The following is a 26,912-nucleotide window of genomic DNA, read 5'->3' as shown; positions in this document are numbered from 1 at the left end:
AACCACGAACATTCCACCGGTTCTGCCCCAGAGCCACCAAAAGGATCAATAGGCTCCTCAGTCCGAAAGGGGTTCCATGACAGAGATGACGGCTGATTCCGGCCTGCACGGTGTCGCCACGCCGGGACCGGTGCCACGTCGCGGACGAGCAGTCGCAGCCCTCTTCACCGTGACAGTTTTCCTCGGCGCTGCACTTCTGTTCATGGTGCAGCCCATGGCCGCCAAACTGACGTTGCCCTCGTTTGGTGGATCGGCCACCGTGTGGAGCACCAGCTCCCTCTTCTTCCAGCTGCTCTTGCTGCTCGGATACGTCTACGCACACGTCACGACTCACTGGCTGGGCGCTCGGTGGCAGCCTCGTCTGCACGTCCTGGTCCTCCTGCTGCCCCTCGTGGCCTTGCCGATCGCCCTTCCCATCGATGCCGCCCCCGGCGCGAGTTCGCCCATCCTGTGGCTTCTCCGGGTACTCACGCTGATGGTTGGGCTCCCGTTCCTGGTCCTGTCGGCGACCGGGCCCCTGATGCAGCGCTGGTACGCCTGGTCAGGAGGTCCCCGAGCAGATGACCCCTACTTCCTCTTTGCCGCAAGCAATCTCGGTAGCTTCATTGGGCTGCTCGCCTACCCATTCTTCATCGAGCCCACCCTGCCCCTGTCCCAGCAGCGCATGGCTTGGTCTGGGGCTTTTGTGCTGTTCCTTGCCTTCATGGCAACCTGTGCCGCGGTCATGCGCCCAAGCAAGTCCACTGCCCCCGTGCACCAGGAGGCGCACTCGCGGGCTGCGACACGACCCCACGCAAAGACCCTTCTGCTTTGGACGTTCTTGGCGTTCGTGCCCTCCAGCATGATGATCGCCTCCACCGCGCACCTGACCACCGATGTCGCACCGATCCCGCTCCTGTGGGTCCTCCCCCTGGCTGCCTACCTACTCTCCTTCGTGGCGGCATTCGCAAGGCGGTCGAGGTTGCTTCCGGTCGGTTGGATCTGGGCGGGCGTGGTTGTAGCCATCGCCACCGGAGTTTTCTCGAGTTTCGGTTTGGTCTTGTCCGTCGTACCCGTAGTGATCGCCATCGTCGTGTCGGTCGGTTTGGTGGGCTACGCGGCTCATGTCCGGCTCGCCGTCCTGCGCCCGCCCGCCGAGCAGTTGACCACCTACTACCTCACCATCTCGGTCGGCGGCGCATTGGGAGGTCTCCTCAACGGGATAGTTGCTCCCTTGACCTTCAACGGCGTGTGGGAGTACCTCCTGACCATCGCCCTCATCCCATTGCTCGCCGTCAACCTCGCCTCCAAATGGAGTCCGACGAAGGCCGACGCCCTGAGGGCAGTCGCTGGCGTTCTGGCGATCAGCGTGGTCGCCGTGGCCGTGGCGGCGCTGCGACTGGTCTCGACCGACCTGGCTGCACTGGTCATTCTCTCGGCCTTCGCGCTCGCGACGGTGGGATGGCTCACGCTGAGGACGCCAGTCCACCTGTTCGTGGCACTCCTCGTCGCAGCCGTGGCTGTCCCGGTGGCTCAAGCCTCGGGAGCACTGGTGACGGAGCGCACCTTCTACGGGAGCTATCGAGTGCTGGAGTCGCCGGGCCTTCACCGGTTCGCCCATGGCACGACCATTCACGGCACCCAGCACACGAGTGAGGCAGACCGACGGACGCCCACTACCTACTACGCGCCGGGCGGCCCATTCTCAGACATCCTCACGTACGTGAAGCCCCAACAGATGGGCGTTATAGGCCTCGGGGCCGGCGCCATTGCCGCGTACAGCCCTCAGGTGCCACACATCCGGTTCTACGAGATCGACCCCATCATCGCCGAAATCGCCGCGGACACGAGGTACTTCACCTATCTCCATGACGCCCCGGGCGAGGTAGACGTGGTGGTGGGCGACGGGCGGCTCATGGTCGCCCAGGAACCCGAGGAGCGATTCGACCTGCTTGTCCTCGACGCCTTCAACTCCGACTCAGTGCCGGTGCACCTCCTCACCAGCGAAGCCATGAGGGTGTACGCCAGCCACGTGACCGCAGATGGGGCGATCGCCATGCATCTCAGCAGCCGGGTCTTCGACCTGGCGCCCGTAGCCGCCGCGGCGGCCGAAGAGCTCGGTTGGCACGCGTGGATCAGGGAGGGAGCCGCGCCCGGCGAGGAGCAGTCAAGCCGCTGGGTCCTCCTCGCTCCCAACGCTGCGGCTGCCGGTGGCCTCGACTCTGCGACCGGATGGCAACCCCTGTCGATGGACCGTCAGGTGACATGGACCGACGACTACTCGTCCGTCATATCAGTGATCGACTAGACCCAGAGAAGGACGGCCGGGGCACACCAAAAGGGGCCAGCGCGTCGCGGAACCCGTCGGGTCCAGATCAACCCGCACAAGTACCGCACGGTCACGTTGCCGATGTAGGACAACCACCGGCACTTCAGAGCTTGCGCTCAGCCGCGCAGACCGCACCGTTCGGGCGGACGTCGCGTTCCACAAGGTGGCGCAGCCAATAGCGCCCCGACAGCCTCCCGCGTATGACGCCTATCGGATGAGGATGGCGATGGCTGCCGCCGTCACGATGAGGACGACTGCAAACGCCACGAGCCAGAGGGGCAACTCACGCCGCTTGCCGGACTCATGCTTGGGGCCCGAATACTCCGGTGCAGGCGGAGCAGGGTCGTCACCGTCGCGATACTCATCCGTCCAGATGTCGCCGTCCCAGTAGCGGAAGGTCCCATTGCCGACGTAGAACCATCCCGGCCTGTCGTAGTTCAACGAGTCACCCACGATGCTCTGCGCACGGAGTCAACGCTAGAGGTGGCACCGCCCTGGGAACCGAGATTCAAGGAATCCGGGGAACGACCCCGCTCGCAGCCAGGTGGTGGGGGACGCGCCGTCTCCCACTCACCGCTGAGAGGCGAACCACGCAAGGGCCCCGCAGTTGGCGACGACGGTGCACCACAGGATGGTGCGGAATGGCTGCTTGGTGGTCTTGTGACGGAAGACCTGCCGCGCGACCAGTGCGCCCGGCCAGCCACCCAGAAGAACGATCGTGTGAAGGGTGGTCTCCGAGGTGCGCCAGGCACCCCGGACGGCTGCGGACTTGTCGGCGCCATACATCCCGAACGCCACTGCGCTGAACAGAGCGTAGGCAGCCAGCAGCCACCCGGGCACCTGACCCAACGGCAGCAGGCCCACCAAGACGCCGAAGAACACTGCCGCGGTGATGACCGCCAAGAAAGTCCCCCGGTTCCGTCCGCCTCGAACCTTCTTTCGTCGCGCAGCCCGGACGTTCGACGACGTCACCGGCTCAGGCTCCGTCTGTCGACGCGTTGCGGCGGGCCCGACGTGCTTGCACGATGCCCCTGAGGAGCACCGCGCTCTTGTCCAGTTTCGACGCCATGGCCCCATTTTGACGGAGCGACCCCCGGTGACCCAGCCGTGCGAAGGGACGCCATGCATCCTCGCGGCCGAGCATGGCCCGCTCGGGCCATTGTCTCCACGCGGGCCCGTCGAGAACATCAGTAGCCCGCACCCGTCACCTGTCCACCTCCGCGCACGTCAAGAGGGAGTCCTGATGCCTGTTCGTCGTCACCGTCTCGCCGCCACCGTCCTGGTCATCGCGGGGCTTCCCGCAACCCTTGCCGCCAGCCCTGCGGAGGCGAGCAAACCGTCGGTCACCACGACGGTCTACGACACCTTCGACGGTTCGGAGAGCGACTACGCCGCCAAGTGGGACAACCCATACGGTCCCGGCGAGATGGCCGCTGGCGGAACGCGCACCCACGACGGCTCCACGTTCCGTGCCTCTGCCCTCCCCTTCCGAACCGGGGCGGACTTCAGCGTTTTCGACCACATCAAGTACCTCGGCGTCAGTCGCCAGGTCTTCACCGTTCCGGACAAGGGTTCGGTCACGTTCTCCCTGACCATCGACGCCGACACCGTGGGCACCGACCCGGCCGGCCGCGTCATCCATGGCGTCTACGGGCCGCCCGGTTGCGCCGATGACCCAGCCTGCGCCGCCGACGCCAAGCCGTGGCAAGCCCTCGCTCTCGAGGGCCAGCAAGCCGGAGCAACCCTGCACATGATCGACTTCCGCACCGGCCAGCTCTTCGACTGGTTCGTCTCCGGCACAACGGCTTTCGCTCTTATCGAGCGGCTTCCGGCGACGGTCATCGGCTCCCCTGACGGCGGTACCCGCGACACGATGTACACCCAGATCATCAAGGAGATCCCGGTCGACCAGGGTCCGCACCGGGTGTCGATCACCTTCTCGCGCAACGCCGGGTCATCACACGTCGACTACACCATCGACGGCAAGCGGGTCGCCCGCGTGGGCAAGGTCGGTGTCCCGCTCGATGTCCAGAAGATGCCCTTCACCGGCATCTACCCCTCGCTCGGTGTCGGCGAGGATCTGCGCGAAGAGGTCGACTCCGTGGCCATCGGCCATGGCCTGTTCAGCCTGCTCGACGCCTTCCCCTTCCAGCACCCTGACGCACCCGAGCACAGCGTCTCGGTGCCGATGTCGCAGCGCCTCTTCGGGCAAGGGGCTGCGGCCAGCTTCGACGACATGGTCGTCACCATCGACGACCGCGGCTGAGCCCGCGCACGTCGACCCAAAACAGAGGCCGGGTATGCCGGGAACTCGCGTTCCCGGCATACCCGGCCTTGTGGTTTGTCTGGTGAGCCTCTGGCTCAGTAGCGGTAATGGTCCGACTTGTAGGGACCGGCGACGTCGACGCCGATGTACTCGGCCTGCTGCTTGGTGAGCTCGGTGAGCTCGACCCCGATGGCCGCGAGGTGGAGGCGAGCGACCTTCTCGTCGAGGTGCTTCGGGAGGACGTAGACCTGCTTGTCGTACTCGGTCGTCTTCGTGAACAGCTCGATCTGGGCGATCGTCTGGTTCGCGAAGGAGTTCGACATGACGAAGGACGGGTGACCCGTCGCGTTGCCGAGGTTGAACAGGCGACCCTCGGAGAGAACGATGATCGAGTTGCCACCGGAGAACGTCCACTCGTGGACCTGGGGCTTGATCTCGGTCTTGACGACGCCGGGGACCTTGGCCAGACCGGCGATGTCGATCTCGTTGTCGAAGTGGCCGATGTTGGCGACGATCGCCTTGTTCTTCATCTGCTGCATGTGCTCGGCAGTGATGATGTTGAAGTTGCCGGTCGTCGTGACGAAGATGTCGGCGATGTCGATGACGCTCTCGAGCCTGGCGACCTGGTAGCCCTCCATCGCGGCCTGGAGCGCGCAGATGGGGTCGATCTCGGTGACGATGACGCGAGCGCCCTGGCCACGAAGTGCCTCGGCGCAACCCTTGCCCACGTCGCCGTAGCCGCAGATGACCGCGACCTTGCCAGCGATGAGGACGTCGGTGGCGCGGTTGAGGCCGTCGATGACCGAGTGGCGGCAGCCGTACTTGTTGTCGAACTTCGACTTGGTGACGGAGTCGTTGACGTTGATCGCCGGGAAGAGGAGGTTGCCGTCACGAGCGAGCTCGTAGAGGCGCAGCACGCCGGTCGTGGTCTCCTCGGTGACGCCCTTGATCTCGGTCGAGACCTTGGTCCACTTCTGCGGGTCCTGGCCGAGAGTGCGACGGACGAGCTCCTTGAAGACGCCGACCTCCTCGGAGTCCTTCTCATCGGTGGGCGGCACCTGACCGGCGGCCTCCCACTCGCGACCCTTGTGGACGAGCATCGTGGCGTCGCCACCGTCGTCGAGGATCATGTTGGCGCCCTGTCCACCGGGCCAGGTGAGGATCTGCTCGGTGCAGTCCCAGTACTCCGGGAGGGTTTCGCCCTTCCAGGCGTAGACCGGCACACCCTGCGGGTCCTCGACGGTGCCCTCGGGCCCGACGACGACGGCCGCGGCGGCCTCGTCCTGCGTGGAGTAGATGTTGCAGGAGGCCCAGCGGACCTCGGCACCGAGCGCGGTGAGCGTCTCGATGAGGACGGCGGTCTGCACGGTCATGTGCAGCGAGCCGGCGATGCGAGCGCCCTTGAGGGGCTGGCTCGGACCGAACTCTTCGCGCAGGCTCATGAGGCCCGGCATCTCGTGCTCGGCAAGACGGATCTGGTGACGGCCGGCCTCGGCGAGGCCCAGGTCGGCAACCTTGTAGTCAAAGGACATGCGAAATCTCTTCCGTTGAGTGTGGGTTTGCGACCCGGCGCAGCCCATCTGGGCGATCTCGTGAGAGCGGGGTATCACCCGCGCCGGCAGCCTCCACTCTACCGACTCACGCGGTAGACATGGACGTGCACAGGGTTGACCCCCTGAAGCCCCACGCCAACGAAAGGGAGCACACGATGAGTGACACCACGCAGAACCCGGGATCGGACGGCATACGCGACGAAGTTCGTCTCGACCTCGACGAGGAGAGCATCGAGAAGTGGGACGAGGTCCGCGACGACTACGCGGTCGACACCGACGCCGAGGTCTCCCGGCCCGCCCTCACCGAGAGCGAGGACGATGACGCTGATGACCTGCCGGTCTCGTCCGAGGACAACGAGGAGGACACCGAGGCGGAGTCCGACGAGGGCGACCTCATCGCCGGGCGCTCCGACGAGGAGGAATGACCCCGACCCACGCTGGGTAGGCTGACCGCGTGGATCACCTCGAAGACCTCGCCGCCGTCACCGTCACAGACCTGCAGGCGATCTGATGGCCGGCGGCCTCTTTGCCCTGCTCGATGACATCGCGGTGCTTGCCAAGGCCGCTGCCGCCTCGGTCGACGACGTCGCCGCCGCAGCCGGGCGCGCGAGCGTCAAGGCGACCGGCGTCATCGTCGACGACACGGCGGTGACTCCCCGCTACGTCGAGGGCCTCTCCCCCGCGCGCGAGCTGCCGATCATCAAGAAGATCGCCATCGGCTCGCTGCGCAACAAGTTCTTCTTCATCCTTCCGGCAGCGCTGCTGCTCAGCCAGTTCCTCCCCCAGGCGCTCACACCGCTGCTCATGATCGGTGGCACCTACCTCTGCTTCGAGGGTGCCGAGAAGATCTGGGAGCGCGTCAGCGGCCACTCCGAGCACGCCGCCGACCAGGCACACGAAGAGGGCAAGGTCGCCGACGAGGACGAGATCACGAGCGGCGCGATCCGCACCGACTTCATCCTGTCCGCCGAGATCATGGTCATCTCGCTCAACGAGGTCGCCGACGAGGGGTTCGTCGCACGGCTCGCGATCCTCGCGGTCGTCGCGGTGCTCATCACGACCCTCGTCTACGGCGTCGTCGCGGCCATCGTCAAGATGGACGACGTCGGTCTGCACCTCTCCGAGCAGCCGGGCGTCCGCGCACCGATCGGTCGCGGCCTCGTCGCCGCCATGCCCAAGCTCCTCTCGACCCTGTCCGTCGTCGGGATCGCGGCCATGACCTGGGTCGGCGGCCACATCCTGCTCGTGGGCCTCGATGACCTCTCCAAGGAGTACGGCTGGTCCGCGCTCCACCAGCCCTACTCCTGGGTGCACCACGTCGAGGAGTGGGTGCACGACGCCACCGGTCCCCTGGGCGGCATCCTCGGCTGGGTCACCAACACCGTCGGCTCGGCCATCCTCGGCCTCATCGTCGGAGCCGTCGTCGTCGCGATCCTGCACGTCATCCCCCGCAAGAGCGCGCACGTGGAGTCCAAGGCTCCCGTCGCCGAAGAATCCCACTGATCGCGTATGCCGTCCGCTCGCGGAACGCTCGACTGGTCACCTGCCGCTTCGCACCCTGAGCTGGTCGCACCTTCCGTTGCTGATGCCCTGGCGGCGGCAGATGGCAACGGGGACAGCGGAATCGCGGCAGCGGAGGTGGCGCCCATCGACGCAACGCTCGCCGACACCGAAGTCTTCTGCGCGGCATACGACGTCGCTCTGGAGGCCAGCGCGAACTGCGTCATCGTCGCCGGGAAGCGCGCGGGAGAGACGACCTACGCGGCCGTGATGATCCTCGCGACCGACCGCGCCGACATCAACGGCGTGGTCCGCAAGCACCTCGGCGTCCGCAAGATCTCGTTCGCCCCGCACGACGATGCAGTGTCGCTCACGGGCATGGAGTTCGGGGGCATCACGCCGATCGGACTTCCCGCTGGCTGGCCGATTCTCGTGGACGCTGCGGTCGTGGGCGCGGGTGCGGTCGTCATCGGCAGTGGCGTGCGCGGCAGCAAGCTCCTCGTCGACGGCGCCGCGTTGGCGCAGCTGCCGACCGCCGAAGTCCTCGACCTGGCGCTTCCCCACCCCTGACCCGACCTCAGGTGGTGCGGTCGCGCAGGTCCGTGACGTGGCGGGAGACCGCCGGGTCGAGACCCAGGCCGAGGGCGAGATAGGTCGCGGCGTAGTCGGTGAGCGACATGAGCGACGCGAGCCGCTCGATGGGATGGCCACCCAGGGCCTCGACCTCCCAGACGCGCACTCCCGCATCGCGTGCTGACTCGGCGACCGCCTCCGCGAGGCGGCCGGCCTCGAGTGCGGCCAGGTGCTCGGGCGAGCCGAGCTGCCCGGGGGCTGCAGGGTGGTCGCGGAGCATGAGCAGACCGAGCTGAGGGGTCGGCGGTCCGTCGAGGAACGGGTCGGCAAAGAGGTCGTGTCCACCATCAGGCGCGGCTCCCCCGCTACCGCTGAACGGGCCGTCGAAGCACGCGACCACCTGCGAAGCCGCATCGGGAAGCGCGCCGTGAGTGGCCGGCATACGCGCCGTGCGGGCAAGCATCGCCGCAGCGCGACCGGCAGCCACACCCGTGAGGGCACCGTCTCCCAAGACCACCGGCACGGTCTCGGCGAGGCCGACGGCGAGGATCTTGGCGGGGTTGACGAAGGACTCCGACGACGGACGGCACTCCTCGGCTCGCTCGTCGAGGAGGTCGGCCACGCGCTCGAGGACGGCCTCCGAGCAGTCGATGAGCCCGAGCCCATCAGCGGCGAGCAGCACTGGGGTGAGCATCGACCACAGGGCCGCGCGCGACGTCGGCGCGGGTGACGCGACGTCGACGTGCACCCCGCGACCGCGAGCGCAGATGTCGGCAAGGGGTGAGTCTGGCGCACCCACGGTGAGGAGCGAGGCGCCGCGGCGGACGGCCTCGGCGGCGAGGGCCAGCGGACCTTGGGCGCGACCCGAGAGCGAGACCGCGATGACGAGGTCGAGCGGACCGATCCATCCGGGCAGCGGTGCTTCGCGGCGCGTCGTCAGTGGGACCGGCGAACCCGGCTCCGCGAGCACATCGAGGACGTCGCACACGACGGACGAGCCACCGAGCGAGGCGACGAGGACTGACCGCGGACGGTCACCGCCAGCAACTCGGTCGATGCCGGCCTCGCGGGCGGCGACGATCGCTCGGCGCACCTGGGCGCCAGCGGTTGCGAGCGCGCGCAGTGATCCACGACTGTCGAGAGCCTCGAGGGACTCAGCCGAGTCGAGGAACGCCTCGTCAAGGTGCGGCATGTCGGTGCGACGCAGCCGGTCAGCCGTCAGGCCGGCTTGCGCGCCTCATCGACGAGCAGCACCGGGACGCCGTCGTCGATCCGATAGGTGAGGCCGCAGGTGTCGGACGTGCAGACCAGCTCGGGGCCGGCCTCTCCGGTCTCGTCACGCAGTTCGGCTCGGCAGTTCGGGCAGCGCAGGATCTCGCGCAGCCAGGGCTCCATGGTCGACATCTCAGTTTCCTCTCGCAGTGCCTCGTACAAGGCTCAACACATCGTCGCGTATCGCGGCCATCGTGTCCGCATCGGCTGCCTCGACGTTGAGTCGGAGCAGGGGTTCGGTGTTGGAGGCGCGCAGGTTGAGCCACCACATCGGGTCGCCCTCACCGCCGCCGTGGGTCAGCGTGAGCCCGTCGAGTTCGTCGAACTCGACGCCCTTGTCGTGGGCCCATTCGCGCACAAGAGCGGTCTTTGCGGCCTGGTCGTCGACGGTCGAGTTGATCTCACCCGACTCAAAATACGCAGAGTATGCCGTCATCGTTTTGCTGAGCGGCTCGCTCTGCTCACCGAGGGCCGCGAGGACGTGCATCGCGGCGAGCATGCCGGTGTCGGCGAACCAGAAATCGCGGAAGTAGTAGTGCGCGCTGTGCTCGCCGCCGAAGACCGCGTTGGCGCGGGCCATCTCCCCCTTGATGAACGAGTGGCCGACGCGGGTACGCACGGCCTTCGCGCCCAGGCTGGCGATGACCTCGGGGACTTGTGCGGAGGTGATGACGTTGTGGACGATCGAGACGTCGCTGGCGGGCGTTCCGGCCGCGACCTCGCGAGCAACCTCGCGGGTGGCGATGAGCGCGGTGATGGCGCTCGGGCTCACGGCCTCCCCCCGCTCGTCGATGACGAAGCAGCGGTCGGCGTCACCGTCGAAGGCGAGGCCGATGTCGGCGCCATGCTTGACCACGGCTGCCTGGAGGTCGACGAGGTTCGCGGGCTCGAGGGGGTTGGCCTCGTGGTTCGGGAAAGTGCCGTCGAGCTCGAAGTAGAGAGGTACGACGTCAAGGGGAAGGGACGGCATACCTGCCTTGCCCTCCAGGACCGCCGGGACCGTGTGCCCACCCATACCGTTGCCGGCGTCGACGACGACCTTGAGAGGCCGGATGCCGGAGAGGTCGACGAGTCCGCGCAGGAACGCGGCGTAGTCGGCCAGGAGGTCGCGCTCGTCGGTCTTGCCCTCGTCCTCGTGGCGCAGCTCGGCGGTGCCGTCGAGGAGCTCCTGGGCGAGGTCGCGGACGTCGGCGAGGCCGGAGTCCTGGCCGACCGGGCGAGCGCCGGGACGGCAGAGCTTGATGCCGTTGTAGGCCGCCGGGTTGTGACTCGCAGTGAACATCGCGCCCGCGAGGTCGAGGTGGCCGCTGGCGAAGTAGAGACCGTCGGTGCTGGCCAGCCCGATGTGGGTGACGTCGATCCCTCGGCTCGCCACACCGGCGCCGAACGCCTGGGAGAGCTCGGGTGACGTGGCACGCATGTCATGGCCGATGACGCAGCCAGTTCCGTTCTCACGGTTGATGATCACCTCGGCGAACGCGGCGCCGAGGGCCCACGCCACATCGACATCGAGCTGCTCTGGCACGAGGCCCCGGACGTCATAGGCCTTGACGAAGTCAGAGAGGTTGTGGGGAGGCACGCAGCGACCTTACTCGCGCACTAGGTTGGGATTCGTGACCGCCGAACCCCATGTTGCCGACAACCACGACACCATCCGCGTCCAGGGCGCCCGCGAGAACAACCTCAAGGACGTGAGCCTCGAGATCCCCAAGCGCCGGCTGACCGTCTTCACGGGAGTGTCGGGGTCGGGCAAGAGCTCGCTCGTCTTCGGCACGATCGCCGCGGAGTCGCAGCGGATGATCAACGAGACCTACAGCGCGTTCGTCCAGGGCTTCATGCCCTCGCTGGCCCGGCCCGAGGTCGACTACCTCGAGGGCCTGACGACGGCGATCATCGTCGACCAGGAACGGATGGGCGCCAACCCGCGCTCCACGGTGGGGACCGCGACAGACGCCAACGCCATGCTGCGCATCCTCTACAGCCGCCTCGGCAAGCCGTACGTCGGCCCGCCCACGGCATACAGCTTCAATGTGCCCACGCGGAAGGCGAGCGGGGTCATGTCGACCGACAAGGACGGCCGCACCGAGAAGGCCGTCGTCAAGGACGCCGTCTACCTCGGTGGCATGTGCCCGCGCTGCGAGGGCATGGGGAATGTCAGCGACATCGACAAGACCGCGCTCTACGACGACACCAAGTCGCTGGCCGAGGGTGCGCTGACGGTGCCGGGCTACTCGATGGACGGGTGGTACGGCCGGCTGTTCGAGGGCATGGGCCTGCCGATGGACAAGCCCATTGCGAAGTTCACGGCCAAGCAGCTCGAGACGATGCTCTATGCGCCGCCCACCAAGATCAAGGTCGAGGGCATCAACCTGACCTTCGAGGGGATCATCCCCAAGATCCAGAAGTCGATGCTGTCCAAGGACCCCGAGGCGATGCAGCCGCACGTGCGCCGCTTCGTCGAGCGGGCCGTGACCTTCCAGCTGTGCCCCGAGTGTTCTGGAACGCGACTGACCGCGGAGGTGCTCAAGTCCAAGATCGGCGGCAAGTCGATTGCGGACCTGGCCGTGATGCAGATCAGCGACCTGGCCGCGTGGGTGCGTGAGCTCGAGGAGCCTTCTGTTGCACCGCTGCTCGCGGGATTGCAGCACCTGCTCGACTCGTTCACCGAGATCGGCTTGGGCTACCTGTCGCTGGATCGACCCGCGGGCACGCTCTCCGGAGGTGAGGCCCAGCGCACCAAGATGATCCGTCACCTCGGGTCCTCCCTCACCGACGTCACCTACGTGTTCGATGAGCCGACGATCGGGTTGCACCCGCACGACATCGACCAGATGAACGACCTGCTCCTGCGGCTTCGCGACAAGGGCAACACGGTCCTCGTCGTCGAGCACAAGCCCGAGACCATCGCCATCGCCGACCACGTCGTCGACCTCGGCCCCAAGGCCGGCTCGTTCGGGGGCGAGATCGTCTTCGAGGGTTCCATCGAGGACCTGCGCAAGAGCGACACCATCACGGGTCGCCACCTCGACGACCGCGCGCAGCTCAAGGACGAGGTGCGCGCTTCGACCGGCGCCCTCGAGATCCGCGGTGCCTCGACCCACAATCTCAAGAAGGTCGACGTCGACCTCCCCCTCGGGGTGCTGGTGGCCGTGACCGGTGTGGCCGGCTCCGGCAAGAGTTCCCTCATCCACGGCTCGGTCGATGGACGCGACGGTGTCGTGGTCATCGACCAGGCCGCCATCAAGGGCTCGCGGCGGTCGAACCCGGCGACCTACACCGGGCTGCTCGAACCCATCCGCAAGGCGTTCGCCAAGGCCAACGGGGTCAAGCCCGCCCTGTTCAGCTCCAACTCCGAGGGCGCCTGCCAGACCTGCAACGGCGCTGGCGTCATCTTCACCGAGCTCGGGGTCATGGCGACGGTCGAGTCACCGTGCGAGGAGTGCGAGGGTCGTCGCTTCCAGGCGTCCGTCCTCGACTACACGCTCGGCGGCAAGAACATCTCCGAGGTGCTCACCATGTCGATGGACGAGGCCGAGACCTTCTTCAGCGAGGGCGAGGCGAGCATCCCTGCCGCGCACAAGATCCTCGACCGGCTCGTTGACGTGGGACTTGGCTATCTGACGTTGGGGCAGCCGCTCACGACCCTCTCCGGGGGCGAGCGCCAGCGCATCAAGCTCGCGTCGCAGATGGCGGAGAAGGGCGACGTCTACGTCCTCGACGAGCCGACGACGGGGCTCCACCTCGCCGACGTCGAGAACCTCCTCGGGCTGCTCGACCGGCTCGTCGACTCCGGCAAGTCGGTCATCGTCATCGAGCACCACCAAGCCGTGATGGCCCACGCCGACTGGATCATCGACCTCGGCCCGGGCGCCGGTCACGACGGCGGCAACGTCGTCTTCGAGGGCACCCCCGCAGACCTCGTGGCCCAGGCCACCAAGAGGCCGAAGGCCACGACGCTCACCGGCAAGCACCTGGCGGCCTACGTCAGCTGACACCCCGCGACGGGCGACTTATTGCGCAATCCGTCGGATCTGCTCACGTGTTGCGGAATCCGTCTGGCCGACGGATTGCGCAATAAGTCGATCCCTCAGCCTTCGCCGTTGCCGGGCAGCATGCGGAGGTGGCCGCGACGGTGCTCGCCGGGGACGGGTGCGGGCATCGCATTGACGACGGCGCTCGCCACGGTGGCCTGCTGCGCGGGTCGCTCACGCACCGCATCGACCACAGCGAGGAGGTCGTCGACCTCCGGTGCGGGCTCGTAACCGTCGGACTCGAGGCGGACGACCTCCCAGCCCTGCGGCACCGTGAGGCGCGTCGCGTGCTCGGCACAGAGGTCGTAGGAGTGCGGCTCGGCATAGGTGGCGAGCGGACCGAGAACGACGGCGCGATCGGCATACGCGTAGGTCAGGGTGGCCACCGCGAGCTGGGAGCACGCAGTCTTCGAGCACCTCCGGGACGCATTCACGCCACGACTCTAGGTCACCGGTCCGACAGTGCTGAGTCGGCGCGCCGTAGTCTCCATCTGTGGCCCCCACCGACCCCCGGAACAGCGCTCAGGCACCCCGTCGCGACCGACGTGGTCGCGGCCCGCGCGGCCCCCTGGCCTGGCCCCCGGTGCCGGCGATGCGGACCCGACGCGAGACCTTCGATGACGTCGTCATCGAGGTCGCCGAGCGTGCCCGGGCCTATCTCGGGACCCGCTACGCCGACGTGGAGTTCGCGGTCGAGGAGGTCCCGCCGACCGACCCTGCGCCGTGGGAGGAGCAGGCAGCGGCCGTCGGACGACTCCTGCCCGTCGGTGGCACGGTCGGACACCGGATCGTGATCTATCGCCGTCCGGTGGAGACCCGTGCGCGCGACGTCGGCGAGGTCGCCGCCATCGTGCGTGAGGTCGTGGCCGAGCAGGTTGCAGCGCTGCTCAACGTGCCGCCCTCAGAGATCGAGCTCTGAGGCGTCAGGAGACGGGGTGGGCCGAACCCACCTGGGACGTCACGGCGGTCTCGACGAGCGGAGACACGGACACGAGCTGGTTGGCCCGCCCCATGATCGTCCCGACACCGGCGCGGATCTCGCCCGTGCCGGACACTCGCTGCACCCAGACGGACTGGGCATCGCCGAGATCGAGTGAGGTGGACGTGTCCTGATCGAGGTCGACGGACCTGGTCGTCCACTCGTCCTTGGCCTGCCACGTCACCTTGACCTTGGCGGGGCCTGCCGTGGAGACGACGTTGAGGATGCGTCGGTGGGCTTCCTCCGCCTGGGGGAACGCGCCACCGAGCAGCCCCGTCGCGGCCGTGGTCGAGGGGGCCCAGATGAAGTCTCCGGGTGCCGTCCCAGACCTCCACGAGGCCCACAGCGAGGCGACGATCGGGACGTCCGAGGTGAGTTCGATGGCGTAGGTGCCCTGGGTGAGGCCGGTCAGAGCCAGCTCCCCGGTGGACCGGCCGGGCACTCGGGTCACGCCTCCACCGGGCAGCGGCACGGGGCCGTCCTTGCCGATGAATCGCGCGCTCACGACGGCCTGCTGCTGGTCGGGCACGGCGATCCGAATCGACCCGGTTCCGGCCATGATCGCCGCCGGGATGATCTGCCGCCTTGATGGCGCCGCTGTCGGCACCGTGGTCTCGGCGCCAGCCGGGATCGAGCCGTCGAGCCAGATGTCGCTCATCACGGCCCGCACGGATCCGCCGGTGGCGCGCACGCGAACTGCCGGCGACGACTCCGCGCCCGTGATCGCGTCCACGAGGAGGGCCACGCGGCCACGGGCCGGGACGACGGTGCTGCCGGTCGGGGAGGGAACGACACCCTTGCCGCCGAGGACCTGGAGGTCGACCGTCACCTCGTTGGCGCCGGTGTTGGTGAGGATGAGCCGCTCCTGGCGTCCAGCAGCGCCGCCACCGGCGAGGAGCCAGAGGTCGGAGCCCGGTCCGGCACAGGAAACGGTGGCCAGCCCCCGGATCTCGGGTCGGGCGACGGCCCATTCCTGGGTCGCGGCCAGTCCGGGCGCCAGCGCACCGGTCGCCACGACGTCGCTCGCCTTGCCGCTGGCGAGCTCATCGGTGGTGGTCGTCCTGCCACGTCGCGTGACCGGGTCAGTGGAGTCCTTGCCCGAACGCACCAGCAACTGGCCCTTGCCCGTGATCCTGACCGTCGAGTCGATCAGGGAGTCCGGCACGGTGGCAGCGCCGACGCGTGCCGGAACGTCGATGTCCTCGACACCGGTGATGCCGCTGAACTCGGGACCGGGGCAGGACAAAGCCGCCGAGACCACGGGCTCGAGTTTGGTGGCGCTGGCCGGGTCGGCGTTCGCGGTGACGCCCTCGACAGACGGCGACAGCACCGCGCCCGTCACGAGACCGGCAGCGACCAGTGCGGTGAGGGCCAGGCGACCGGGGCCGACGAGGCGTGAACGATTCATCGGCGTCTCCTCGAGGCGCGCGTCCCGAAGGGGACGGAGAGGAAGGCGACGATCGCGAGCGCGAGACCCTGCAGTGCCCGCCACCATGGGTAGTCAGTCGTCACGTCGATGGTGAGCGTGTGCGTGCCGACCGGGAGGGCATAGGTGGGGCGGTCTGCGTCGGCGGTCGCGGCCAGCTCGCGACCGTCGATCTCGACCGTGGCGTGCGAGGCCCAGGCCGGGGGTTCGGCGACGGTCAGCACGTCACCCTTGCGCGCGGTCACGGTGGTGTCGGTGGCACCGTGCTCCCCCGTCGTGGCGACGAGCGAGGGGTCACCGTCGTTCAGGACCGCGAGCCGGGTCGGTGACACGGGACGGTTGGCGGCGTTGCCGAGGGCCGCGATCCGCCAGATGTCGTAGCCATCACGACTCGCCAGACGGGACAGTCCCTGGGCCGAGTCGAGGCGACGCGCCACGTCCGCACCAGCGTTCTGCGCGACGGCGACGAACCCGATGGCATGCTGCGCGAGTTTGGGACCAGAGTCGCTGCGGGTGCCATCGAGGAGCTGACTCACGTCGCTGGCGATCACGGTGTCGTTGGCCACGCTCTGGGGAAGCGAGCGCGCGAGGGAGCCGGTCTCGCGACCGACGATCCGGTATGCCGCCCCGCTGGGTCCCGGGGTCACGAAGACGGTGCGGTTGCCCAGTTCACCTGCGGCCTGCTCGACGGCGACCGCCGGGCGCGGGTCGGTCCAGGTGCGCAACGAGGCGCCGAACCCGAACCAGCCCAGGGCGCCAGCACCGACCAGTGCGCTGAGGCTGAGGGCGAGCACAGCGACGCCACTGAGCCGGCGGCGTTCGCGGAGCGAGCCCACACCGATGACCGCTGACGTGAGCAGGGCCAGGGTCAGCGGCAGGATGAAGGTGCCGGCCCAGGGCGTCACCGGGCCCGACTGGCCCGCGACGGAGGCCGAGTCCGCGATGAGGTCGAGGTGGGGTGCGGCGAGCGCGGCTGCGAGAGAGACGAGCGCGATCAGGGCCGCGCCGGTGGACGCCGAGCGGATCGACGTCGACGCGAGGAGCCCAGCCAGGCCCAGTGCGACGACGATGGCACCGACCCACCACGGGACGCTGCCTGCGCCACCGGGGTGCAGCAGGGCCAGGGCGAGGGGTTCGGCGCTCGTGCCGCCCCACTGGCTCAGCCCGGGCCCGGTTGCGGCCAGGGTCCAGTTGTCGACGACGTCGGCCAGCCACGGACCCAGTAGGAGGGGTGCGAGGAACGCGGGGACCAGGACGAGTCGGCGCGAGCCGGGGTGTCCGAACAATGCGACACCGAGGCAGACGAGCACGACGAGCACGAGCAGAGGCGGAGCGAACGCGCCCAGCACGGCCGCACCCAGGGCCGTGGCAAACGCCCCCGTGGCCGTGCCGCTGGGGCGGGCCAGGAGGACGACACCGGCAAGGACAATGGGCAGGAGGATGAGGGCGACGAGGGCACCGAGTCGGCCCTGGGCCACCGATGCTCCTGCAGCACCCGTCGTGGCCCATGCCAGTGCCGCGAGGGCGCGCACCGTTCGCGGGGCACCGAGCACCCTCGCGGACACATAGGCGGAGAGCGCGGCCAACGGCAGCGCCAGGACGATCAGGGCCCCGACCACGGCGCCGGCGGGCGAGGTGAGGTCGCCGCTGCCGGGCAGGTGCTCGACGATCCAGGTCGGGATCGCCAGCAGAGCCAGTGACGGGCTCGCGGGACCATCGCCACCGAGACCCGTGCCGTGCCACCCGTCGAAGGCGGCGTGCCAGAGACTGTTCGACGTCGCCCTCGTCGTGATGAGTTCACCGCCGGTGACTCCCGACCCGAAGCGGCTCAGCAGTCCCCCGCCGATCTCGCGACCGGCGGCCGCGACCACGGCCAGGGTGGCCACCACGGCGAGGACCCCGGGATGCAGGGCGCCGCGAGAGATGAGGGCACGGTCCTCGGGTTCGCTGGTGTCCTCGTCGGCAAGCGTGGCGGGGGCAACGAGTGCCTCGTAGGCCCGGTCGAGGCCGGTCCTCACGATGGCCGACGCGGGAACGAAGAGCGTGGCGATGTCGCGGTGTCGGACGACGCGGCGGCCGCGGGTGCGCACCCGGCTGAGGACGCCGCGGACCGGGTTGAGCGAGCCGAGGTCGGCGAAGGCCTCGGCCGCCGGGCGGGGACGCTTGAGGAGCAGCAGGCCGACGGCCGCGGCAAGCGTCGTCGTCAGGATCCAGAGTGCGAGGAAGGGTGCCTGCCACCACGAGGCTCGGGTGAGGGCCACGCGTCGCGCAGCGCGTCGGCGGGCCCCGGTCGTGGCGGTGGCGAGGCCGACCGACGCCACAGACCTCATGCGGGCATCGGGAGCGACGACGACGCGCTGCCCGGCCAGCTGGGCGCGCCAGCCGAGGTCGAGGTCACCGCCGAGGTCGCCGAAGGAGGGTTCCCACCCACCGAGCTCGCGCAGGAGCTTCGCGGAGGCGAGCATCCCCGCGAGCGGGATCGCGAGGACATCGCGCCGCAGGTCGTACTGGCCCTGGTCGGGCTCCCCCAACGGCGGGTCCTCGACGACGCGACCGGTGCGGGTGGTGTTGATGCCGACCGAGCGCAGCGTGCGCGGATTCGTGGCATCGACGTGCTTGGGGCCGACGAGTCCGACCGACGGGCTGCGCCGGTGGGCCGCGAGCAACCGACCGAGCGTCTGCGGCTCGGGGATGGAGCCGACCGGGAGCAGCCAGAGGAGCTCGTCGTCGGCGAGGTCGGCGGTGGCGAGCCACGACGCAACCGCCGCGCGATCCGGCATACCCGGATCGAGTCGTTCGTGCGTGACCGCGAAGGTGGGCGACTGCACGGAGGCGACCACGTCAGCGGCTCCGGAGCCCGCCGTGGCGGCGGTCGTGTCGAGCACGACGACGCGCTCGGGGCTGATGGCGGACGCGGCGATCGCGTCGAGGAGGGCGCGCAGGCCCGAGTCGGCGCCGGAGCGGCCGGACGTCAGGACGACGGCCTGAACCACCGGCCCGGCGTTCGGGGCGGTGGCAGGTGGCGGCACGGTGGCAGTCGTCAGCGTCATCGGGTGGGCGCGCGCCCGATCAGACTGCGCGCTTCTTCAGCTTGCGGCGCTCACGCTCGGACAGTCCGCCCCAGATGCCAAAGCGCTCGTCGTTGGCCAGTGCGTACTCGAGGCACTCCGACCGGACGTCGCACCCGACGCAGACCTTCTTGGCCTCGCGGGTGGAGCCGCCCTTCTCGGGGAAAAATGCCTCGGGGTCCGTCTGTGCGCACAGACTCCGCTCCTGCCAGGAGAGTTGCGTCTCCTCTTCAATCATGGCGTCGATCAACGTCAACTCGTGCATCGCTGCCTCCTCGACCCTCTCGCGACCCAACCTCGTGTCCCGACCCTTCCCCCGAGCGGGGGAACCGTTTTGCTGGAACACAATGATGAAATTACACGCGTGTCATCCCCATCCGTCAAGCCGAGTTCTGCTATCAGTGGAAACTTTCTTGCCGAGACCGGCGTGTCGGCGTGACTCGCGGGTGGGCCAGACTGGCCCCCATGCGAATCACAGCCCTCGCGGGCGGCGTCGGCGGAGCCCGGTTTCTCAGGGGCCTGAGAGCCCATCTCGACGTCGTGGCACCGGAATCCGAGCTCACCGTCATCGCCAACACCGGTGACGACATCAGCCTTTTCGGACTGCGGGTCTGTCCCGACATCGACACATTGCTCTACACCCTCGGGGGCGGTGTCAACGAGGAACAGGGCTGGGGGCGGGCCGAGGAATCGACGCGCGTGCAGGGCGAACTGGCGGCTTATGGGGCCGTTCCGCAGTGGTTCACCCTGGGTGATCTTGATCTCGGCACCCACATCGTCCGATCGCAGTGGCTGGCCCAGGGGCAGACCGCATCGAGGGTGACGGCGCGGCTCGCGGAGCGGTGGGGGCTGCCCGACAAGCGGATCCGGTTGCTGCCGATGACGGACACCCCGGTCGAGACGCACGTGGTGATCGACGAGGGCGAGACCCAGCGCGCCGTGCACTTCCAGGAGTGGTGGGTGCGCCTGCGCGCCGAGGTGCCGGCGAACCGCTTCGTCGTCGCTGGTCTTGATCGGGCAGCTGCCGCGCCCGGCGTGCTCGATGCGCTGCGCGACGCCGACGTCATCGTCCTGCCACCCTCGAACCCCGTGGTGTCGATCGGGATCATCCTGGGCGTACCGGGGGTGCGCGATGCGCTGCGCGGCTCGACGGCTCCCGTCGTGGGGGTCTCCCCGCTGATCTCGGGTCGGCCCGTGCGCGGTCACGCCGACGCGTGCCTGTCGGCCATCGGGGTGGAGTCGACCTCGGCTGGTGTGGCCGGGCTCTATGCCGACTTCCTCGATGGCTGGCTCGTCGACCCGGCCGACGCGTCGGTGAAGGTCCGGGGCGTCGAGACCGCGGTCCACGACGGCCCCCTGCTCATGACCGACGTCCCCGCGACGGCTCACATGGCAGAGGCTCTGCTCGCGCTCGCCGAGCGCGTCCGCAAGTGACGCGGTGACCCGATGACGCGCCCGCTGGCGATCATCCCCGTCCTCGGCGTACCCGAGATTGGCAGCGGTGACGACGTGGCTGCGTTGTTGCTGGCGGCCCTCGGCCACTTTGGTCTGGAGCCTGGTGACGCCGTTGTCGTGTCGAGCAAGATCGTCTCAAAAGCGTTGGGGCTCAACGCTGTTGGTGCCGACAAGTCCGAGCTGGTGCTGGGCGAGTCGGTACGCGTGGTGGCCGAGCGCGCGGTGGGTGATCGGGTGACGCGAGTCGTCGAGGCGCTGGCCGGACCAGTCATGGCGGCGGCAGGGATCGATGCGTCCAACACCGGTCCGTCTGAACTGCTGCTCCTGCTGCCACACGATCCGGATGCGTGTGCGCGCACCCTGCGCTCTGACTTGCTTTCCTTGTCGGGTATGCCGCCCAGCGCACCTCTCGCAGTCGTCCTCAGCGACACGGCCGGTCGCCCGTGGCGGGCCGGGCTGACGGACTTCGCACTGGGTTCTGCCGGGCTGCAGGTGCTGCTCGACCACCGCGGTGAGGTCGACGCCGACGGGCGGCTGATGTCGGTGACTGCTCGCGCGGTGGCCGACGAGATCGCCGCTGCGGCCGACCTGGTCAAGGGCAAGAGCGACGGTGTGGCTGCTGCCGTGGTGCGTGGACTGCCCGAGTCCTGGTTCGTGTCGAGTGGTGAATTCGCCTCTGGTGCACGACAACTCGTCCGCACGGGTCCTGGCGACTGGTTCGCCATGGGTCACGTCGAGTCGCTGCGCGCGGCGCTGGGAGTGGCCCCGGGTTCGGCCGACTCGGACGCCGTGGGGATTCGCTCCGTCGGTGCCGAGACGTTCGGTGACCGCGTCGCCAGGGTGGTCTCCCTGACGCTGTTCGCCGACGAGGACGCGAGCGTCGACCTTGAGATCGACGAGGACAGCTCGGCCACCGTGATGCTGGGCGCGGCCGACGACTACGCCCTCGGGCGCCTGTCCCAGCGACTCGAGATCGCCGCCGCGAGCGAGGACCTGCACGTCACCATGACCGGCGAACCCAACGCCGAGCACTCCGTCACCGCCACCCTCTCCCCCAAGCCGTAACGACCCACCCGTCCCAAACCCACCCAATTGGGGCTCTCCTGCTGTTGGTGTGGGTCGTAAACGTGAGTGAGCACGCTGCTGCGGCCTAAGTTCTCGACTGTCTAGGAACGAGAATGAAGGGATCGCGGCAGCGTGCTCAGTACGAGGGTAATCGGTCAGGTGTGCGGGTTCGCCCCCTCCGAGGTGGTCGTCGATGGGGCCGAATTGGTCGAGGGCGTTGTGCTCGTTCGGGCACGCACGAGGTTCGGGTCGCGGCAGCGGTGTCCACATTGCCGGCGGCGGTGTCCGCGCTATGACCGTGGTCGGCAACGGCGATGGCGTGGCTTGGATTGGGATCGTCGACGCGTGTTTGTCCACGCACGGATCCCTCGGGTGAGCTGCCGTGAGCATGGGGTCGTGGTCGCGTGGGTGCCGTGGGCTCGGCACGGGGCCAGGCACACCACGGCGTTCGAAGACATGGCGGCCTGGGCCGCCACGCAGATGTCGATCACGGCGGTGACCACGCTCCTGCGATGTGCGTGGCGCACCATCGGTTCGATCGTGACGCGGGTGCTCGCCGATCGCCGCGCGGCCAGCGGCAGCGATGGCTTGGATGGATTGCGCCGGATCGGGATTGACGAGGTGGCCTACCGGCGTGGTCGCCGCTACCTGGTGGTTGTCGTCGACCACGACACCGGTCGATTGGTGTGGGTGGGATCGCGGGCCCGGAAGGAGACCGTGAACCAGTTCTTCGTTGCTTTGGGCCCTGAGCGCACCGCACATCTGACCCACGTCACCTCGGACAGCGCCTCATGGATCGCGAGCCCAGTTGCTGAACATGCCCCGAAAGCGATCCATTGCGCTGACCCGTTCCACATCGTGCAGTGGGCCGGGGACGCCCTGGACGCTTGTCGCCGACAGGTGTGGAATTCCGTGCGGATCCGCCAGAAGCGGGGCAGCGGGGCCGCGACCGGAGCAGGGGTGCCGGTCAAGAACATCATGTGGACCCTGCGGATGAACCCCGACAGGTGGGGCGACCAACACGTCGAGTCAATGTCGTGGCTGGCCGCCACCCACCCCGACCTGCACCGCGCCTGGCAGCTCAAAGAAGCCCTCAGGGCGGTGTTCGCCACCGGTACCGGCAACGACCGCGGCGTGACCGCCATGGAACTGCTCGAGAGTTGGACAGCTCACGCGCTAGCCAGCCAGCTCGAACCCTTCATCGAGCTCGCCCTGAAGATCACTGCGCACCGCAAGACCATCGACGCAGCACTGACCAGCGGCCTGAACAACGCCCTGACCGAGTCAGCGAACAACAAGATCCGCGTCATCACCCGACGCGCCTACGGCTTCCACAACGTCGACGCCCTCATCGCCCTCGCCATGCTCAGCCTCGGGATTTACCGCCCAACCAACCCACACGAATGACAGGAGAGCCCCAATTGGACGGTTGGGGACGCAAATGCGTGGCGCCATCACGGCGGATGAGCGAGGCTCCTACCAATGGCTGATGACGTCGACTCCCCCGCGATCTGGGTGCTCCTCGAGGGCACCAGTGACGTGGCTGCGGTGCGTGCGCTTCGAGCCCGGCGCGGAGTCGAGCCCGACGCCGAGCGCTGTGTCCTCGTGGACATGGGCGGCGCGACGAACATCCGCCGACATCTGGTTGCCGCCGCAGAGACGGAACCGCGGCCGAGGGTGATCGGTCTGTGCGACGAGAAGGAGGCGCCGTACTTCGTTCGGGCGCTCACGGCATACCGCAAGGTCGTTCATGGGCCGGAGGGTCCGACTCCGGCTGCAGACGTGTCGGTGTCCACCCTCCCCGACTTCGGCTTCCAGATCTGCCACCGCGATCTCGAGGACGAGCTCATGCGAGCGCTCGGTGTCGATGCCACCCTCGCCGTCCTGGCCGACCTCGAACTCGACGCGACGTTCGCCGCGTTCACCCGCCAGCTGGCCTGGCAGGGGCGGCCGGTGCTCGACCAGCTGCGGCGTTTCGTCGGCACCACGTCCGGGCGCAAGGAGCTCCTCGGTGGCGCCCTGGCCGCGGCCCTCGATGAGTCGGCGACACCGGCTCCCCTCGCGGCCCTGCTGGACTCGATGGAGTCTCTGTCGGCGCGGAGCCGGGCGAGCTGAGTTCTCGCGTCCTCATCGCGTGAGTGTTGCGCTTCGGTCACGGTCGGAACTTCCGTTGGCTCGGCGCAGTCCAAGCCGCATGAACTCCCTCCCTGCAGCATTGATCGCCGCAGTCGTCGTCCTCGTCACCGGGTGCAGTGCCTCGGGTGAGGGCGACACGTCTGCGGCCCACGACTACTTCGAGAACTACCCCACCGCGCAGGAGAACGACTCAGCCAGCGGGACCTCCTCCTCATCCGCCGTTGGCGGGCAGGCGAGTTCCGGTGTGGCACAGCCGTTCCCGGCCGCCCCGAACGTCCCCGGCCCGTTGGAGGACAACACCTTCGTCGATGCCGGCACGAGCGGTTTCATCGACACGCGCGAGAGGCCGCGATCGACCTTCGCCGTCGACGTCGATGGGGGTTCGTTCCGCGTGGCCCGCTCCCTGCTTCACGACGGTCATCTCCCGCCACCGGAATCGGTGCGACCCGAGGAGTGGGTGAACTCGTTCGACAGCGGCTTCCCCGCACCTCGGAAGGATGACCTGGAGCTGCAGTCCGACCAGGCCCGGGCGTCCTCCGAGGACGACGGCACGCGGCTGGTCCGGATCGGCCTCCAGGGTCGTGAGGTCGACGTGCGCGAGTGGCAGCCCGTGGCGCTGACCATGGTTGTGGACACGTCCGGCTCGATGGACATCCGCGAACGCCTCGGCCTGGTGAAGTCCTCCCTCGCCCTCCTGGCGGAGAACCTCCGCCCCGACGACACGATCGCGATCGTCACCTACCAGACCGATGCCACGCCCTTGCTCGAACCCACTCCCGTGCGTGACACCGACACCATCCTGGCTGCGATCGATCGCCTCGAGGCTGGCGGCAGCACCAACCTCGAGGCAGGGCTCCTGCTCGGCTACGACCAGGCCCGCGAGGCCTACAAACAAGGCGCGACCAACGTCGTCCTGCTGGCCTCCGACGGCGTGGCCAACGTGGGCGTCACGGACGGCGGGAGGCTCGCCACTGCGATCCGCGACAACGGACGGCGCGGGATCCACCTCGTCACCGTCGGCTACGGGATGGGCAACTACAGCGACCACCTCATGGAGCAGCTCGCCGATCAGGGCGACGGCTTCTACGAGTACATCGACACCTTCGAGGAGGCCAGGAAACTGTTCGTCGAGGACTTGCGCGCGACGCTGACGCCGGTCGCGAAGGATGCCAAGATCCAGGTCGAGTTCGACCCCCGGACCGTCTCGGCCTATCGCCTCATCGGCTACGAGAACCGCGCCCTGTCCGACGACGACTTCGACAACGACGCCGTCGACGCCGGCGAGGTTGGCGCCGGGCACAAGGTCACCGCGCTCTACGAGGTGCGCCCGACGGCGCAGGCCGACGAGGGCGACGCTCTCGGCACGGTCCGGGTGCGGTGGCGCTCCGTCGACGGCGAGGAGCAGCGCGAGGACTCACTGCCGTTGACGCTCGGTGACGCTGAGTCGCCCACCGGCGCGCTCGGAGTCGCCGCGGCCGTCGCCGACCTCGCGCAGCTCGTCAAGGGTGGCGGCGAGTCGATGAGCACCCAGCCGCGTGGCGAGTCGTCGACCACGCTCGCGAACCTTCGGGATCGCGTCGCGGCCCTCGTCGAGCAGGATGCGCCAGGTGCGCGCGAGCTCGCCGACGTCCTGGCCGACGTGACCGCCGCCACCCACTGACCACTTCGTGCCCGAAACGGACAGCCGAGCCCCGGCGAGGCTGTCCGTCTCGGGCACGAAGACGAACGTCAGCGCCACGGGACGGTGAGTCCGCAACGCGAACCCGGGAACCGACGTCCTGACCGACGTCAGGACCGCAAACCCGCTGACCACTTCGTGCCCGAAACGGACAGCGAGCCCCGGCGAGGATGTCCGTCTCGGGCACGAAGACGAACGTCAACGACCCCGGAAGGTGAGTCCGCAACGCGAACCCGGGAACCGACGTCCTGACCGACGTCAGGACCGCAAACCCGCTGACCACTTCGTGCCCGAAACGGACAGCTTGGGCTCAAGTGATCGGTGCAACGTCCTGATTTTCTGGAGGTTGTCTGATGATGGGTCGTCCGCCGCTGCCTTGGGCAGTGCGTTCAGTGTTTTGGGATGGCATTTCGAGGGGTTGGTCGATCAAGGCTTCGGCTCGTGCTGCGGGGTGTAGCCCGGCGGCTGGGCGGAAGTGGATGAAGCAGGCTGGTGGTGTGAAGCCGCGTTTGGTCAAACACCGTCCTGGGATGTTGTCGTTCATTGATCGGGTTCGGATCGCGGAACTTGAGGAAGCTCGGTACAGCGCTGCCGCGATCGGTCGGGTGTTGGGGCGCCCGACGTCGACGATCACGCGTGAGCTGGCGCGTGGGTGTGATCGTCGCGGTGGGTATGACCCGGTGCGGGCTCAGGACGCGGTCGATGCGGCGATGAGGCGCCCGAAGGCGCGTAGGTTCGAGCTGAACCAGCGCTTGCACGTGGAGGTTCAGAAGCGTTTGGACCTTAGGAACAGTCCGGAGCAGATCTCGGGAAGGCTGCGTGTGGATTTTCCTGACGAACCGGAGATGTGGGTGTCACCAGAGACGATCTATCAGGCCTTGTACGTCCAGGGCCGTGGCGCGCTCAAGCGTGAGGTGGCGGCCACGCTGCGCACGGGGCGTGTGCACCGCAAGCCTCGCACCGCTGCGACCCGTAAGCCTGGCGCGGTCAAAGACATGATCAACATCAGCGAGCGCCCCGCCGAAGCCCGGGACCGGGCTGTGCCTGGCCATTGGGAAGGGGACCTGATCATGGGCGCGAACAACGCCTCCGCGGTCGGGACCCTGGTCGAACGGTCCACCGGGTTCGTGATGCTGCTGCACCTGCCCGATGACCACACCGCCGCGACGGTCGCTGCCGCGATGCAGGCCGCGGTCCCGAAGATCCCCGAAGTCCTGCGCCGCTCCCTGACCTGGGACCAGGGATCCGAGATGGCGTTGCACACCCAGATCACTCAAGCGACCGGGTTACCGATCTACTTCTGCGACCCGCACTCGCCGTGGCAGCGCGGCAGCAACGAGAACACCAACGGGCTCCTACGGCAGTACCTACCCAAGGGCAGCGACCTGTCTATCCACGGACCGGGGATCCTCGACAACATTGCCGCCGAACTCAACGCCCGCCCCCGTAAACGCTTCGACTGGGCCACCCCTGCCGAAGTACTCAACGCGTTCCTCACCAAACAAGGGCGCGTTGCGCCCACCGCTTGACGTTGCACCGACCGCTTGAATCCACCCAGCCGAGCCCCGGCGAGGATGTCCGTCTCGGGCACGAAGACGAACG

The 26,912-nt window shown here is 68.4% G+C and carries 23 protein-coding genes; 13 read left to right on the top strand and 10 right to left on the bottom strand.

Annotated features, from left to right (window positions below; all coding sequences use genetic code 11):
* The first annotated feature begins 76 nt into the window (after nucleotides 1-76).
* On the top strand, nucleotides 77-2,287 hold the full coding sequence (locus JNB_RS18425) for a spermidine synthase (protein ID WP_148232514.1): 2,211 nt from the start codon (nucleotides 77-79) through the stop codon (nucleotides 2,285-2,287).
* A 228-nt stretch (nucleotides 2,288-2,515) separates the two neighbouring features.
* On the opposite strand, the gene JNB_RS18420 is transcribed toward JNB_RS18425, so the two are convergent.
* Together JNB_RS18420 and JNB_RS18415 are read right to left on the bottom strand one after the other, a co-directional pair.
* Nucleotides 2,516-2,761 (bottom strand): hypothetical protein, encoded by a 246-nt coding sequence (locus JNB_RS18420; protein WP_009778043.1) that lies wholly within the window; start codon nucleotides 2,759-2,761, stop codon nucleotides 2,516-2,518.
* Between the two features lie 117 nt (nucleotides 2,762-2,878).
* Entirely contained in the window at nucleotides 2,879-3,211 is a 333-nt protein-coding gene (locus JNB_RS18415) for a DUF1294 domain-containing protein (protein WP_009778042.1), read from the bottom strand.
* A gap of 340 nt (nucleotides 3,212-3,551) precedes the next feature.
* Here JNB_RS18415 and JNB_RS18410 point away from each other — a divergent pair, with 340 nt between their 5' ends.
* Nucleotides 3,552-4,574, top strand: a complete 1,023-nt coding sequence (locus tag JNB_RS18410; protein WP_009778041.1) for a DUF6081 family protein — start codon at nucleotides 3,552-3,554, stop codon at nucleotides 4,572-4,574.
* A 95-nt stretch (nucleotides 4,575-4,669) separates the two neighbouring features.
* Here the strand turns inward: JNB_RS18410 and ahcY are convergent, their stop codons facing one another.
* Nucleotides 4,670-6,106, bottom strand: a complete 1,437-nt coding sequence (gene ahcY, locus JNB_RS18405; RefSeq protein ID WP_009778040.1) for an adenosylhomocysteinase — start codon at nucleotides 6,104-6,106, stop codon at nucleotides 4,670-4,672.
* A 176-nt stretch (nucleotides 6,107-6,282) separates the two neighbouring features.
* Here ahcY and JNB_RS18400 point away from each other — a divergent pair, with 176 nt between their 5' ends.
* The 3 genes from JNB_RS18400 (at nucleotide 6,283) to JNB_RS18390 (ending at nucleotide 8,197) form a co-directional block, all read left to right on the top strand.
* A complete protein-coding gene (locus JNB_RS18400) occupies nucleotides 6,283-6,552 on the top strand; it encodes a hypothetical protein (RefSeq protein WP_040883976.1) in 270 nt (89 codons plus the stop codon).
* Nucleotides 6,553-6,637: 85 nt separating this feature from the next.
* Nucleotides 6,638-7,630 carry a DUF808 domain-containing protein gene (locus JNB_RS18395; RefSeq protein ID WP_009778037.1) on the top strand — a complete coding sequence of 331 codons (993 nt, stop codon included), beginning with the start codon at nucleotides 6,638-6,640 and terminating at the stop codon, nucleotides 7,628-7,630.
* Nucleotides 7,631-7,636: 6 nt separating this feature from the next.
* Nucleotides 7,637-8,197, top strand: a complete 561-nt coding sequence (locus tag JNB_RS18390) for a YbaK/EbsC family protein (protein ID WP_009778036.1) — start codon at nucleotides 7,637-7,639, stop codon at nucleotides 8,195-8,197.
* A gap of 7 nt (nucleotides 8,198-8,204) precedes the next feature.
* On the opposite strand, the gene JNB_RS18385 is transcribed toward JNB_RS18390, so the two are convergent.
* The 3 genes from JNB_RS18385 to JNB_RS18375 are packed head-to-tail and all read right to left on the bottom strand — an operon-like array spanning nucleotide 8,205 to nucleotide 11,051.
* Nucleotides 8,205-9,392, bottom strand: coding sequence for an SIS domain-containing protein (locus JNB_RS18385; RefSeq protein WP_009778035.1), 1,188 nt, complete (start codon nucleotides 9,390-9,392; stop codon nucleotides 8,205-8,207).
* A 26-nt stretch (nucleotides 9,393-9,418) separates the two neighbouring features.
* Nucleotides 9,419-9,604, bottom strand: a complete 186-nt coding sequence (locus tag JNB_RS18380) for a Trm112 family protein (RefSeq protein ID WP_009778034.1) — start codon at nucleotides 9,602-9,604, stop codon at nucleotides 9,419-9,421.
* A gap of 1 nt (nucleotide 9,605) precedes the next feature.
* On the bottom strand, nucleotides 9,606-11,051 hold the full coding sequence (locus JNB_RS18375) for a phosphomannomutase/phosphoglucomutase (RefSeq protein WP_009778033.1): 1,446 nt from the start codon (nucleotides 11,049-11,051) through the stop codon (nucleotides 9,606-9,608).
* 34 nt (nucleotides 11,052-11,085) lie between these two features.
* On the opposite strand from JNB_RS18375, the gene JNB_RS18370 reads away from it, so the two are divergent.
* Nucleotides 11,086-13,464 (top strand): excinuclease ABC subunit UvrA, encoded by a 2,379-nt coding sequence (locus tag JNB_RS18370; RefSeq protein WP_009778032.1) that lies wholly within the window; start codon nucleotides 11,086-11,088, stop codon nucleotides 13,462-13,464.
* Nucleotides 13,465-13,559: 95 nt separating this feature from the next.
* On the opposite strand, the gene JNB_RS18365 is transcribed toward JNB_RS18370, so the two are convergent.
* Nucleotides 13,560-13,937 carry a DUF3499 domain-containing protein gene (locus tag JNB_RS18365; RefSeq protein WP_040883974.1) on the bottom strand — a complete coding sequence of 126 codons (378 nt, stop codon included), beginning with the start codon at nucleotides 13,935-13,937 and terminating at the stop codon, nucleotides 13,560-13,562.
* Between the two features lie 59 nt (nucleotides 13,938-13,996).
* On the opposite strand from JNB_RS18365, the gene JNB_RS18360 reads away from it, so the two are divergent.
* Nucleotides 13,997-14,422: a metallopeptidase family protein gene (locus JNB_RS18360; RefSeq protein WP_083784529.1), complete on the top strand. Its 426-nt coding sequence runs from the start codon at nucleotides 13,997-13,999 to the stop codon at nucleotides 14,420-14,422.
* A gap of 4 nt (nucleotides 14,423-14,426) precedes the next feature.
* Here JNB_RS18360 and JNB_RS18355 read toward each other — a convergent pair whose 3' ends face one another.
* From JNB_RS18355 to JNB_RS18345, 3 genes are read right to left on the bottom strand one after another with little or no spacing between them, the layout of a single operon-like run.
* Nucleotides 14,427-15,890 (bottom strand): DUF5719 family protein, encoded by a 1,464-nt coding sequence (locus JNB_RS18355; RefSeq protein ID WP_009778029.1) that lies wholly within the window; start codon nucleotides 15,888-15,890, stop codon nucleotides 14,427-14,429.
* The gene (locus tag JNB_RS18350) at nucleotides 15,887-18,937 is read right to left on the bottom strand and encodes a glycosyltransferase (protein ID WP_158306153.1); all 3,051 of its coding nucleotides are present in this window, start codon (nucleotides 18,935-18,937) and stop codon (nucleotides 15,887-15,889) included. The genes JNB_RS18355 and JNB_RS18350 overlap by 4 nt, the downstream gene beginning before the upstream one ends.
* A gap of 40 nt (nucleotides 18,938-18,977) precedes the next feature.
* Nucleotides 18,978-19,241, bottom strand: coding sequence for a WhiB family transcriptional regulator (locus JNB_RS18345; protein WP_040883973.1), 264 nt, complete (start codon nucleotides 19,239-19,241; stop codon nucleotides 18,978-18,980).
* Nucleotides 19,242-19,441: 200 nt separating this feature from the next.
* Between JNB_RS18345 and cofD the strand changes: the two genes are divergently transcribed.
* The 6 genes from cofD (at nucleotide 19,442) to JNB_RS18315 (ending at nucleotide 26,839) form a co-directional block, all read left to right on the top strand.
* Nucleotides 19,442-20,410, top strand: coding sequence for a 2-phospho-L-lactate transferase (gene cofD, locus JNB_RS18340; RefSeq protein WP_009778026.1), 969 nt, complete (start codon nucleotides 19,442-19,444; stop codon nucleotides 20,408-20,410).
* 12 nt (nucleotides 20,411-20,422) lie between these two features.
* A complete protein-coding gene (locus JNB_RS18335; protein WP_009778025.1) occupies nucleotides 20,423-21,496 on the top strand; it encodes a coenzyme F420-0:L-glutamate ligase in 1,074 nt (357 codons plus the stop codon).
* A gap of 150 nt (nucleotides 21,497-21,646) precedes the next feature.
* A complete protein-coding gene (locus JNB_RS18330) occupies nucleotides 21,647-22,903 on the top strand; it encodes an ISL3 family transposase (protein WP_040884752.1) in 1,257 nt (418 codons plus the stop codon).
* A 75-nt stretch (nucleotides 22,904-22,978) separates the two neighbouring features.
* Nucleotides 22,979-23,611 carry a hypothetical protein gene (locus JNB_RS21610; RefSeq protein ID WP_009778024.1) on the top strand — a complete coding sequence of 211 codons (633 nt, stop codon included), beginning with the start codon at nucleotides 22,979-22,981 and terminating at the stop codon, nucleotides 23,609-23,611.
* Between the two features lie 79 nt (nucleotides 23,612-23,690).
* A complete protein-coding gene (locus tag JNB_RS18320; RefSeq protein ID WP_009778023.1) occupies nucleotides 23,691-25,292 on the top strand; it encodes a von Willebrand factor type A domain-containing protein in 1,602 nt (533 codons plus the stop codon).
* Nucleotides 25,293-25,663: 371 nt separating this feature from the next.
* A complete protein-coding gene (locus JNB_RS18315; RefSeq protein ID WP_085942696.1) occupies nucleotides 25,664-26,839 on the top strand; it encodes an IS30 family transposase in 1,176 nt (391 codons plus the stop codon).
* Nucleotides 26,840-26,912 lie beyond the last annotated feature (73 nt).

It is taken from the genome of Janibacter sp. HTCC2649, assembly GCF_000152705.1.
Classification (GTDB): Bacteria; Actinomycetota; Actinomycetes; order Actinomycetales; family Dermatophilaceae; genus Knoellia.
Note: the sequence above shows the minus strand (reverse complement) of the source record. Positions and strands in the feature narration are given on the sequence as shown.

Excerpts from the sequence above, each read along its gene's own strand:
- JNB_RS18390 (WP_009778036.1), top strand. The coding sequence starts at position 7,637 with ATGCCGTCCGCTCGCGGAACGCTCGACTGGTCACCTGCCGCTTCGCAC.
- JNB_RS18425 (WP_148232514.1), top strand. The coding sequence starts at position 77 with ATGACAGAGATGACGGCTGATTCCGGCCTGCACGGTGTCGCCACGCCG.
- JNB_RS18380 (WP_009778034.1), bottom strand. The coding sequence starts at position 9,604 with ATGTCGACCATGGAGCCCTGGCTGCGCGAGATCCTGCGCTGCCCGAAC.
- JNB_RS18335 (WP_009778025.1), top strand. The coding sequence starts at position 20,423 with ATGACGCGCCCGCTGGCGATCATCCCCGTCCTCGGCGTACCCGAGATT.
- JNB_RS18395 (WP_009778037.1), top strand. The coding sequence starts at position 6,638 with ATGGCCGGCGGCCTCTTTGCCCTGCTCGATGACATCGCGGTGCTTGCC.
- JNB_RS18385 (WP_009778035.1), bottom strand. The coding sequence starts at position 9,392 with ATGCCGCACCTTGACGAGGCGTTCCTCGACTCGGCTGAGTCCCTCGAG.
- cofD (WP_009778026.1), top strand. The coding sequence starts at position 19,442 with ATGCGAATCACAGCCCTCGCGGGCGGCGTCGGCGGAGCCCGGTTTCTC.
- ahcY (WP_009778040.1), bottom strand. The coding sequence starts at position 6,106 with ATGTCCTTTGACTACAAGGTTGCCGACCTGGGCCTCGCCGAGGCCGGC.
- JNB_RS18320 (WP_009778023.1), top strand. The coding sequence starts at position 23,691 with ATGAACTCCCTCCCTGCAGCATTGATCGCCGCAGTCGTCGTCCTCGTC.
- JNB_RS18355 (WP_009778029.1), bottom strand. The coding sequence starts at position 15,890 with ATGAATCGTTCACGCCTCGTCGGCCCCGGTCGCCTGGCCCTCACCGCA.
- JNB_RS21610 (WP_009778024.1), top strand. The coding sequence starts at position 22,979 with ATGGCTGATGACGTCGACTCCCCCGCGATCTGGGTGCTCCTCGAGGGC.
- JNB_RS18345 (WP_040883973.1), bottom strand. The coding sequence starts at position 19,241 with ATGCACGAGTTGACGTTGATCGACGCCATGATTGAAGAGGAGACGCAA.
- JNB_RS18410 (WP_009778041.1), top strand. The coding sequence starts at position 3,552 with ATGCCTGTTCGTCGTCACCGTCTCGCCGCCACCGTCCTGGTCATCGCG.
- JNB_RS18400 (WP_040883976.1), top strand. The coding sequence starts at position 6,283 with ATGAGTGACACCACGCAGAACCCGGGATCGGACGGCATACGCGACGAA.
- JNB_RS18315 (WP_085942696.1), top strand. The coding sequence starts at position 25,664 with ATGATGGGTCGTCCGCCGCTGCCTTGGGCAGTGCGTTCAGTGTTTTGG.